Annotated in this window: 6 protein-coding genes; all 6 read right to left on the bottom strand. The window is 37.8% G+C overall.

Annotated elements, in window-relative coordinates; genetic code table 11:
- Positions 1-34 precede the first annotated feature (34 nt).
- The 6 genes from AAH582_RS06550 to AAH582_RS06525 all read right to left on the bottom strand — a co-directional run bounded on the left by AAH582_RS06550 (position 35) and on the right by AAH582_RS06525 (position 11,391).
- Positions 35-1,084 carry a hypothetical protein gene (locus AAH582_RS06550; RefSeq protein ID WP_343321597.1) on the bottom strand — a complete coding sequence of 350 codons (1,050 nt, stop codon included), beginning with the start codon at positions 1,082-1,084 and terminating at the stop codon, positions 35-37.
- Positions 1,085-1,433: 349 nt separating this feature from the next.
- Positions 1,434-3,476, bottom strand: a complete 2,043-nt coding sequence (locus AAH582_RS06545) for a hypothetical protein (protein WP_343321596.1) — start codon at positions 3,474-3,476, stop codon at positions 1,434-1,436.
- Between the two features lie 177 nt (positions 3,477-3,653).
- The gene (locus tag AAH582_RS06540) at positions 3,654-4,283 is read right to left on the bottom strand and encodes a hypothetical protein (RefSeq protein WP_343321595.1); all 630 of its coding nucleotides are present in this window, start codon (positions 4,281-4,283) and stop codon (positions 3,654-3,656) included.
- Between the two features lie 6 nt (positions 4,284-4,289).
- Positions 4,290-4,625, bottom strand: a complete 336-nt coding sequence (locus AAH582_RS06535; protein ID WP_343321594.1) for a hypothetical protein — start codon at positions 4,623-4,625, stop codon at positions 4,290-4,292.
- 6 nt (positions 4,626-4,631) lie between these two features.
- Positions 4,632-8,126, bottom strand: coding sequence for a DUF6443 domain-containing protein (locus AAH582_RS06530; protein ID WP_343321593.1), 3,495 nt, complete (start codon positions 8,124-8,126; stop codon positions 4,632-4,634).
- Positions 8,127-8,136: 10 nt separating this feature from the next.
- Positions 8,137-11,391, bottom strand: coding sequence for a DUF5977 domain-containing protein (locus AAH582_RS06525; RefSeq protein WP_343321592.1), 3,255 nt, complete (start codon positions 11,389-11,391; stop codon positions 8,137-8,139).
- Between the last annotated feature and the right edge of the window lie 472 nt (positions 11,392-11,863).

Here is an 11,863-nt window from a genome sequence, read left to right as displayed (position 1 = left end):
GTTTAATCAGGTTTTAATAATTAATTATATGTCTTTATTTTTGAGCCTTTAAATCTTTAATATCTTTATCCTGTTGCTGAACAGTCTTATTCAATTGAATTACTTGTAGGGTCAACTCCTCTATTTTTTTCAAAAGGATTTTATTCATCTCGCCCAATAAGATACCGTTAGCTTCAACTTCACTTGCTTTAGGAACATCCTGAAGATGACCGTTTTTTTGGATAAATTTTTCAGTTTCTTCCAGAGATGGTAGTTTATAATCTTCTTCAAAGACATAGTCTGCCCATCCCGCAGTTTCCACTTTTATTTCCTGGCTGCGGATCTTTCCGTTGACAGCGAGGTCGTAATCTCCCGGTGTCTGAGTTTTGATACCGACTTTTCCCGAAAAATAAAAATCACCCGCGCCTACCGGATTACCCAAGAGCGCACTTATCGTTGGTTCATTGCCGTTGACTTCTTCCAGCCTTGGCCCATAGAAATACTGTCTGTCGTTGACATTTGGATCATAAAATAGAAAGCTTCTCAGACGAGTTGAAGTTGCTGTCGTCGGAAATTTAAAATCGGTTATCGAAACGACCTTCTTACCTGTAACAGCGTCATAAATTCCACCTGAGCTTACTGTAGAAGCATCTCCTGAACCATGCACGTATCCGACCAATAAATACCATCGGTTCAATTCGGGCAGATCACCATACCAAAAATAAGGATTGTTATTTGCGCTTCCGTCCAGGTTATTTACCCCAGCCTCACAACCTAGATAACTATAACCATCCGTCGAATTTGTTTTCTTGAGCCATATGGTATAACGATAGGCTTTCTGGTTATTAATGGCAGTCGTAGGTGCCACAAAGCCACCATCGCCATTTTGGTCGCCACTCGGTTTGGCAGTCCAAAGCACTACCTGAGTACCCAATGGACCTATTCCCCATTCGCGCTCATTTTCGGAGACAAGCCCATTTAACGAAAAGCCAGTAATGCTTCCGCTGCCGGTTACCCATTCGTTGAGATTTATTAAATTTTGTGCTTTGCTTCCTAAAGCACAAAAACTAAGGAGAAGGAACAGTCCTAATGGTGACTTTTTCATAATTGTTAATAATGGGTAAATAAAGATCAGTTCCCTTTGAACAAGATCTAGGTTAATTACTTTTCATCAATACAGTCTATTTGTTAGCTAAAATCAAGAAAAGGTCTGTTTTCTTAAATTTTAATGAAAATTACAACAAAAAATTATTTAAAAAAAGCGTTCTCAAAAAAAATAGCTTATAAAAAATTTCTAGAAAAACATATTAATTAACAAGTGTAATATATATTATATATTTCCATATCCTTCACTCAATGCATCTTGAAATAAGGACTAGTTGTAAAATATTTTTAAGCTGTAAGTAAGTCCCTTACTCACTAAGGGACTCAAGGGAGCGGGAGCTACAGGTTTATTAAGGAATATTTTTAATCCATTTATCGCTAAAATATTCCCAGTATTTTCGACTGAAGACAATTAAGTAGACTCCATTCACATTTGCTCCCCGCTGCGCATTCAACCAGGTTAATCCTCCATTTGAGGTTGAGACTTCAAAGCCAGCAGGTATAGTACCTTTCAACTGTCGGTCATACTGCCACCATCCCGAGCTATGCCAATAAGGATTGATCAGGTAATAGCCTTGCTCGTTACGTACGATTTCCTTAAAATTATCGAACCCTCTGCCGTTATCTTTATTAGTCCCGACCAAGACGGCAAAAAATCCCAAACTTTCCAGAAAACTCCTTGGTATATAATTACTCAGATCGATATTGGCACCGCCAACAAATGGGATATAAGTCTGAAAGATATCGTCAGCTTTCGGAAATATATTGGATACAAAATATTTCTTCGGCCGATCTTTACCGCAGGTGTACGAATCCACCTTGCTTTCACTTTTACAATCATGGAAACGTAGATATTGATTATCGGATTTAAAATACCGATTGCTATTATTCAAAAACGAGCAGTTATTAAAAAAGTAATCGGCTTCATTGGCCACCCATCCCGAGACCGAATATTGATTGGCGTCTTCACTACCAAAACCATTGAATACACAGCTATCAAAAACAACATTTTTACCATCATAAAATCGCAGGTTGTTTCCATTACTATAAAAATCGACTCCCTGAAATAGTACAATACTTCCAATCTGTGCATTTCGGTTCGGGATGGTCGTCATCTGGCTGATCCGCCCACCGATAAACTTCGTCACGGCGTCGCCTGAACTTTCAATATACGATAGAATCGAAGCTTCCAATTGTTCTAGTCCGTCTACATTCTTTTGTTCAACATCGCAGTTTAAGTAGGTAATATCCGAAATACTGGCTGCATTTGCAGCTAACATATTAAAGTTAAAAAATTTGACATTTTCAAAGGTATTCCGAAAATAACCGGTCTGCTCTGTATGAAAACATTTGGAAAAGTTTGCGATCGTTGAATCCCGGACGATCATGCTTGACTCACGGTTATCATAATTGATCATAAATTCATGAACAATACCACAGCGGGAAAAATTACCGGCAGTTTGCTTACCTACAAAATGACAGCCCTCCAACACATACCTGGCGCCGGATTTTGTCCCCATGATATGCAAAGCATCCCCATAACTATCAGGCAATGTCATTGGAAGATTCTTGTCGCGGCCTCCAAAGTTATTCACAGTGATATTTGAAAGGTTAAGTCGTCGGCTTCCCATTAAGCGAATCGCACTTCCTATGCCGTTATCGATGCGAATATTTGATAGCCTAATCCTTTCTGCAGAGATCTGAAATGCCGAAACAATGTCATTGTTATAAGGAGTAGCAGACGTAACTGCATCATATACCGAGAGATCAAATTCAAGTCCGTCAATCTCGACGCTATGCCCAACGTTGTTATCGAAAATATTGTACAAATTTGATGGATAAGGGTATATTCCATCAGCCCCTAAGCTGAAAACATTGACCTCCCGGTTTTGGGTCACGTTCCAAATGTTCTGACCTTTACTGTACGTAAGCTTTTGATTGGGCTTAATCAAGGCACCATTAGATAAAATGACAAGCCTGACTCTGCTGCCAACTTCAAACGGAACCCGGACATTTTTGCTTATGTTATAATGTGCAGCTGTTTTTGGGATATAAGCAGGAGCTTTATGATATAACGCACTTTTGATGCATCGGATTAGTGCATCCGCATCGTCAGCGATGCCATCTCCTTTGGTACCAAAGTATCTGCTATCAATTTGTTGGGTGAATTTATGTTCCAGCTTTTTACCACCGACTGCAATTACGCTACCGGCATTATCCTGCTCAGCAGTGTTACTGATATAGTAATTGATAGGGCCCGGTGTATCATTTGCCTGGTGGTAGCCTAAAAGTCGCAGTCCGTCATAGGTCCCGTCTGTTAATGCTGTAAGTTCTGCCGCTGATAGAGTCCTTATATCGTCTAGCCTGTTTTTAATAAGAAATTGATTTGCCATTATGTTGTGTTTTTAAATCTTACACAAACTTAGGCTTCATTCAGGGGCTATTGCAGTAAAAGAAGGACTATGTTATCGGTAGGATGAAACTACCGAAAAGTCAATGCTACGGAGATAAAAAATGGAGAACTCTATGAGAGAACTCCATTCACTATTAATGTATTTTAAAAACTTGAATTATCTCGATTTCTTTATTGGCGTATCCGCTGATATTGCAAAGAAATCATCAGGAAGTTCCATCGCTTCTATTTTTTGAGCTACCGACTCCATTTTAAATTGCTTATTTTCAACCACGATTTTCAATGGAACAGACTTTGCTTTTGATAAATAGTAATTCCAGTTTCCATAATTATGGTTCTGAAATTTACTGACATTAATGGGATATCTTGATGAAAAAAAGTAGGTTGTTTGCCCGCTTTTCGTCGTTAGAACTAATGCATCACAATCTTCACCTAGTATTTTCTCCTTATTTTTAATAAGCTCCGAATTAACTACCGAATCTGAATTTACATCCGCATTAAACCAATAAAGTGTGTCCGATCCGCTCGTCTTATTATAAAGTTTATTCATTTCGCCGATATATAACTGAACGGTTATACCAATACCATTTGTGTAAGATTTATAGTTGCTTGATTTAATAAAATATTCTTGTTTCTCGCCTACGAGAGCTTTCATCTGTTCACTAGAAACATTAGGCACTTTGCTCTCGAAGTTATTTTGATAAATAATTTCACCTTCAAAAGCCTCTTGACAATAACCATTAAATGTGGCTAAAAGAAATAAAAATAGTAATTTATACGTGTTCATGACTGATTAATAAGCCTTTTCCAATTCTGTAATAATTAAACTTGGGTCTTCAGTTGCGTATTTCAGCCAAATAGAATCCCCTTCATTAATTCCCTTCGGATTATAATCCCATCCAGTACGACTTTCATATTCAACACCATTAACTATGTATTTAACATGAATGCTATGCCCCTTATAAGAAAATATTTTGGTAACAAGTCCTCGTACATATCCATGGTTTTTATTCACTATTTCAACTCTCTCCATTTTTTCTTTTTCACCAGTGGTGCCAGTCCAATAAAGGCCGCCAGAAATAATTACTATCAATACAACAAAAAATAATATTAATTTTAACCTTTCCATTTATAATTATTTAATATCCAACCATTTTTTTAATTTTTCAGTAAATCCAGCTGTTGCTCCATTTCTCACGGCGGTAGCATGATTTCCGGTAAACAACTTTTGGTTAGATTTTGCTGCCGCACTTGCTCTACTAGCATTTTGAAGTGTTGATTTGGCACTAACCAGTTTCGACGTTGCTGCTAAGGATTTAGCTCCCTCCATTTGTCGTCCACCATTTGTGACTTTGTTGAATTTATTGGAAGCTTGAACAACTGCTTTTACAGCCTTAACTTCTGTTTTAATGCTTTTTGTAACAGCTTTTGAAGCATAAGTAGTCATTTTTTTACCAAGGGCTCCGACAGCTTTTCCGCCAGCATAATCAACAACGCCATCATAAAGAGTTTCTCCTCCAGATTTCGTTCCTGAAAAATAATTTTTCACTCCGTCTTTTTTTGAAACATCTAATGTAGCTTTTGCTACAAGCCCACCCGCTTCGATACCAGCTGCTGCTCCTGCTCCCACGCCAGATCCTAATAATCCTCCTTTTAATGCTTCGACGCCTACATCTGCCCAATCAACCTCATCTAATTTTTTTCCTGAAATTAATTGACTAGCAAGCTCAACACCCCCGCCCACCAATACTCCTATACCGGCTGTAATACAATTTGGGCAATTACCATCAGGGTCTGTTAGATTTACAGGGTTGTTCCACCCATAAGCATAAGGAGATTTATCTAACTGTTCAGGTTCGTCCGCCATTGCATCAGCTACGCTCCACCGTCCAATCTCAGCATCATATAACCTCGCCCCATAATCTAACTGCCCCCCTAAATCCTGCTGTATTTCTTTTCCGTTATAAAGATACTTATTATTCCCGCCACTCAAAATTCCCTTTGTCTTGCCGAAAGGATAATAATCTTGTTTTTGAATAGGCTCAATTTTATTTGTGGTCGGATTTTTATAGATCACCGAACGAATATTGCCCAAATGATCTTTCAAAGCATAATAATAGGAATAATTAGTTCCATTCCTCAATAAATACCCCTCCTCAGTACCGATTCGCTCAATATTGTTTCCGCTATATTCAATTCCGCCAATATAATTTCTATCTCCCTCCTTTGAGGATACTTTTCTCAGCTTATTTCCTCCGGCGTCATATATATAGGAGATCTCAATGGGATCAGTACCGCCTACACGTTTCGCACTTTTAGGTAGATTTAGATAATTATACGTAAGCGTGATTCCAAGGCGGTCGGTAAGTGAGTTTCCATTATCATCACACGTATAATTACCGCCAATTCCTCCGCTTAAACCCGTCAATCGGTTACTCTTATTATCGTTCGCATAATTATAACCAAAAGCTGTCCCATCATCGCGTCTCAGACTTTTTATATTTCCCATGTCATCATACGACAGTTCTTCTTTGATCTTTATACTGTCCAAAGAAACACCCAGTATTAGTCGATCTAGATTATCATAGGTATAATTAAATGTCCTATTCATTGCAAACTTATGGCCCCACTGCTGCTGACTAATATTACCATTATATTGCGCATTATTCAACACAGTGCCCCCGTTGTCTACGTTATAATTTAGCTGATATGAGAAAAATGGCGTTCCCACTTTTCTTTGCCACCCCCTTTCATTGTAAGCAAAGGAAGTAGTATTCCAAAAGGTTACACCATTATCTTCGCTATGAACCGACCGACCGATCAACTGGCCGATTTCATTGTATGCCAACTTAGCCTGAATAACTTCTGGTTGTTCATTTATCCTTTTCTTTGCTTCTAACAATCGGCCGACATGATCGTATTCGTTTTTAGTAGAAATAGTGATCGTACGGCCACTAAGCGGAGTGGAATGTTCTTGGCTCGTTTTGACCAATTGCCCTGAAAAATTATATTCATTAGTAATAATATCATTTCCACCAAGATGATTGGTACGGCTTTGTCTTACGACCTGCGCGTCATCATCGTAATCATTTACTGACCAGATCCACTGTACCGGATTAGAATCGAGCACGCGCGTCTTGGTGGCAATCAGCAATCCTTTCAGCATATTGCTGTAACCTGAATGGTTAGTAAATGGCAGATTGGGTATGTCACTATAGCTATCATAATAATTTACTTTATGAACAATCATACTCCCCAAATTCGTTGGAATCGCATTATTCGTATAACCTTCCAATCCTGAACCAGGCTGCTCCCACAGTACCCCAGTATACGCTGCGAGTGTTTTCTGAAGATTGTCATGATCATCACCACTATGTCCACTCTCTATTCCATTCAATATAACACGACCAAATACATCATATTTGGTAAAACTCCATTCACCTCGTTTTAACTGTTCTGCATCACGGGTGAAGACTACCTGATCGTTATTGTTATAAACAATATACTCCCATCCTTTGCCCGGAATCTTCTTCTTAATTAAACGTTGTCTGCCATCATACTTATAAGCGTACACAAGTTCTTTAAAAGGTTCACTGCTTTCATCAAGAGCAGGCTCGTTGTATCCTGGTGGAATGACATACCGAAGGTTACCAAAATTATCATAAACATAATGGGTATTGAGGGATTTGGTTTTTGAGGCCCATACTCTTTTAAGAATTACACGGCCCTGAGCATCCTTATACTCCTCTGTCGTACCAGCTTTTACACTATCAGCAATCCAGTTTTCATCCTTAGTAATGGTTAGATTAAGCGCACCCTCAGAATAATTTGTTGTTCTATCCGCACTTTTATCGTCCGCTTTTATTTTCCATAAGGGCACGTCAGCAGCGGCATTGATGCTATATTCGGTGACAATAGTATGCCCTTCGGCTGAATTGCGCTTAACTGTCGAACGTGTGGCCACAGGTTGCCATGCAGCGCCTGCCGCGCCCTGTTCCAAAATACGTCCGAGTGGACTATTTTCTAGTAATGCAACAGCGTACGGCTTGCCGGTCTTGACAACAGCGTCCCAAGGATTAGAATAGTAGGCCAACTGGTCTAATTTTATGCTATCCGCTGGCTGGAGACTACCACCTTTGTTCTTATTCTTAACATGTGGTAGATAACTCGTACTTTCTCTCCCAAACCCATCGTATTCTTTGTATTGTAAAATATCTAAATATTTGGGACTGGCCATGACCTGAATAACCTGTGATGGTCTTCCCAAGCCATCAAAATATTGAATGGTCTGATTTTCGTCACCAATGCTACGCGGTTGGTCTATATTGTTTGGGGTGACCCCCGGACTTCTAAACGTCTTGGTTAATACGTAATTCTGTTCTTTACTAATATTGCGTACCAAATATGGAAATGACGCAATAGAGATTGTCACAGTATTACCTGCAGGAATGTGAAAACCACTTTTTAACGTGATACTTTTTAATGCTTTTATATCTGTCTGATTATTATAAACGTTAAAAACAGGGTTTTCTTGCAATTCCTGCCCGTATCCAATCGCACATAACAGTGTTGACAAAAAAATAAAAACAGTTCTTTTAGCTAGATTCATATTACTCTGTCTATTTTTCATGAAAATCATATTAATTGCAGCTTTCTTGCCATGAAGTAGTTACACCATTGATAGTTTGGTCAGTACCAGAACTACCATATCTAAATCCAATAAAAAATGCTTGTGCACAAACGTAATAAGCATAACGTCCTTGGCCGTCAGGTACATAATCATGATCCAATTGATTGGCTGCGACTACTTGATAGGTTAAGGTTGTACAATCCTGATAACGAATGTATAAATTTGGAAGAGCAGCTGGAGGTATCATAATTTTGACTCGACGACAATCAAGACAGGTTCCATTCGTATTAGCATAGTTCTGTCCGTTTGCGTCAATATCATTGCTTGCTTGCAAGTTCGCATCATATTTTGATATTTTTGATGTATACTTTCCTGCCGGAACGGTGTATGTAACCTCAGAGCCTACCAAGCCAGAGCAATTGTTCTTGCGGAATACTTTACTTTTCAAATCGTTGGTATATATTATCTCTCCGCGATAGTTATAACTAAATGATTTAACAATATTCGACGAACGATCAATTATGTGCTGGAATCTCTGCATACCATCATATTGATAGGTTTCGACTTCTCCTCGAGCATCAGTTTTACTCGTTATTCCTACCAACGGTTTATATGTATAACTTGTTATCATCGATCTTGACATTGAATTGTCTGCTCTTAATTTATTCATCGCAGCAACTATTGTTGCGTCAGAAACAGTGGCTTGATCCAGTGCATTTATCGTAGTCTGTCCCAAAACTTTGAATACCTGGTCATAACTGGCATTTTCAATTTCTGCAACCGGATATTGGCCTGCGTAACCATATAAGATACACATAGGTGTGCCCTTTTCCAACTGCTGTTCAATGACATTTCCGTATTTATCGTATAAATTGTATCGAATACGTCCTTCGTAAACACCTGTTGCAGAATTTAGGGACTTAACTGCGCTTAATGCTGGGAAGCCATGAGATGTTTTTGTAAACTCGCTCATTTGTCCTTTGACTCTACCATCCACATCCTCTTTTGAGATAATTGCTGTACTGAGCATATTTTTAGAAAACATCAATTGATATACGCCCAATGGATCAATCAAGCCCTTTATCATATCTTGCGGATATTTAATCTCTTGATTTATTGTCCCCCCTTGACTCCTGCTTGTTAAAATGTTTGTCGGGTAACGGTGGTCATTGTTATTGTATTGATAGGATGTAGCTACAGAAGACGATTTGACTCCATCTGAATATAGCTTTTCTTCTTTTCCCGTCAATTTGGTCCATTTGGCACGTAGCGTACTTTTAACAAATAATCCAGGCTGATAATTAAGGCAAGGATGCATTATTTCCGTTCCATTAGAACTTAACAAGTACATATTTGTGAGAAAGGAGGGAAAGGGTTCATACATATCTGCGTCATCTGTAGTACCGATTACTGGTGTATAATTAAAGCTTTCAGACTTAACTTTAACTCCGGTTATTTCATTACCACTATAGAATTCCCTCGATGTCAAAATTGGTTGAAAAACATAACCTTCCAATGCATCATTGGTAATTGATGGCAAAGGGTCATCATAATTTTCAACAGTCGTACTTTCTTTTCCATTTACGACCTCTTTTATTACAACCTTCTTGTAGTAAAAATTTGATGGCAGATGACTCTTTTTCATTGTCTTTTCAGAAGAATAACTATAGCAGCTAGCCGCTCCAAAATACCCCTGATCAACCGGAAAATCCCGAATAGCATTATCTGGAAAGCTTATCCACAAGCCTTCGGGCGAGGCGTATTCGTACTGCTTTGTATTTACGACAAGACCATCACTATCAAAAAGTTCAATTTTATCTACTCTAAGCCCTGGAGCACAACGTGTTCCCGATTTATTTGCAGAATAATATAGTTTGAGCCCCCCAGAAGTTGGATAATTAATTTGTTTTAAACTACCTTGTCTGGTATAATTATCAGAAACATCTCGATATGCAGTCCAACTGGTACCAGCTATATATAGAAGATGTTTATTATCATACCCGTTATAATATCCGAAACCGTCTTTCGATAACGTCAGTGTTTCCGGAAGACCATATTCTTCATGATATTGAAATGTATAGACCTGCTTCTCCTCACCAACTGTATCCTCAAAAGCCAGTCGAGAAAGTTTCAACTGCGGATTGCCTTTAAACAATTCATAACTGAATTTAATTCTTCTGATAATATCCCCGTTTTTATTTTTCACTTCTATTTTATCCAACTTTTTTTTCCAATTTGAAGCCTTGGCATCATCAGAATAAGTGAATGCAATAGTCAGGTCTTGGGAACTCACCATGCTAATCAATTTATTGCCATTATTCACGGAGGTATAAATAGTGTTACTCCCCTCACGGTCGTCAAAACAATTGCCTGCTTTTTCGGTATTAAGGCCTTTTATACGAAAAAGTGTACTCGAGCTGGGATAGCTATACGAGGTAGAGTAGTCTATATAAGAAAAATTAACTTTCTTATTATGTACAGTTGTAATTTCATTAAGTTTCCAGCCTGTTGCTCCACTCGATGACCAATTACTCGGGTTAGAATATGTACTCGTATACTCTCGTACATTAAAATTAAAGCTATTGCCATTATCATCTTTTACGAGAAAACTATTGAGCGCTTTGGAATCATAAGAAAAACTCAACTTATTATCATTTAGTTGCTTTAACTCCAGTTTATTATTAAAGAAAATACCACCTGCATTATTGAGAAAATTATAGGAATAATTATCTTGATTTATATCAATTCCATTAGTTGCAAATGATTCTAACGTGGACTGCATCTGTTGGGTATTCGCTTTAATGTTATTCGCTAAATAAGCGGATGCAGGGAATGCCTGACCTAAAAATGTTGCACCATTTGTTCCTACAGATTCATCAGGTAATCCATTGATACTCCTATAAACCCCTCCTCCAACATTGAGCGACCATCCAAGCCCAACTGAACCCGAGAGCTGCGTTACTTGAATTCCGGAAGTTTGGTATGACAAGCTTATCGGTATTTTGAGTCCATCTACATCAATTTCATATAGTGGTATCTCAATAGGGACAGTTCCAGTTGCCGAAACAGCTGGTGTGTAATAATAGTTTGCAAATTTAGTTGCCTCGGGTGTCATCTGCCCTATTTTTTTGAGTTGATAGGGGTCATTTGTCTGAGTATATCCTTCAAAAAAGAATAACATCAAAAACACGGTTATCAGGCCCCCCCCTTTATTAAAAATATTCAACAGTTGTAATTTGTAAAGTTTGTCCCCTCTTTCTTTCATAATTAAATAGTTAATTTTATTTATATAAAAAGCAAAATTAAACCTCTAAAAATCTTTTATTTACAAAAAGTTAATTGAAAAGACATGAAAATTCTGCACAGAAAGGATCTATCCATTGTACCACTTGAAGACATTGTATACAATAGCGCTTCAAGCACATTACAGGTTGAAGCACTTAATAGGATTAAAGCCTCAAAAGAAACAAGAATTATAGGTATTCAAATCTTATATAACAGTTTGTCAATAATTAGCAAGCGTTAGGGGCTTAAAATTATCAATGCGCGAATGTAAAAAATGAAAATGGATTAATAAAATATAATTTGAAATTTCATATCTTAAAATGACAAACGAACAAAATAAAACGAAATATTAATTATCATAAAACACTGAAAACCCAAGTATTACACATAAAGAAAATCATTTTATAAAAAATAAATATGATCATTCTCCTTTTAATCTAAAAAAGATATTC

Origin of the sequence: Sphingobacterium multivorum (assembly GCF_039511225.1) — a bacterium.
Taxonomy (GTDB): Bacteria; Bacteroidota; Bacteroidia; order Sphingobacteriales; family Sphingobacteriaceae; genus Sphingobacterium.
Note: the sequence above shows the minus strand (reverse complement) of the source record. Positions and strands in the feature narration are given on the sequence as shown.

Excerpts from the sequence above, each read along its gene's own strand:
- AAH582_RS06535 (WP_343321594.1), bottom strand. The coding sequence starts at position 4,625 with ATGGAAAGGTTAAAATTAATATTATTTTTTGTTGTATTGATAGTAATT.
- AAH582_RS06530 (WP_343321593.1), bottom strand. The coding sequence starts at position 8,126 with ATGAAAAATAGACAGAGTAATATGAATCTAGCTAAAAGAACTGTTTTT.
- AAH582_RS06525 (WP_343321592.1), bottom strand. The coding sequence starts at position 11,391 with ATGAAAGAAAGAGGGGACAAACTTTACAAATTACAACTGTTGAATATT.
- AAH582_RS06550 (WP_343321597.1), bottom strand. The coding sequence starts at position 1,084 with ATGAAAAAGTCACCATTAGGACTGTTCCTTCTCCTTAGTTTTTGTGCT.
- AAH582_RS06545 (WP_343321596.1), bottom strand. The coding sequence starts at position 3,476 with ATGGCAAATCAATTTCTTATTAAAAACAGGCTAGACGATATAAGGACT.
- AAH582_RS06540 (WP_343321595.1), bottom strand. The coding sequence starts at position 4,283 with ATGAACACGTATAAATTACTATTTTTATTTCTTTTAGCCACATTTAAT.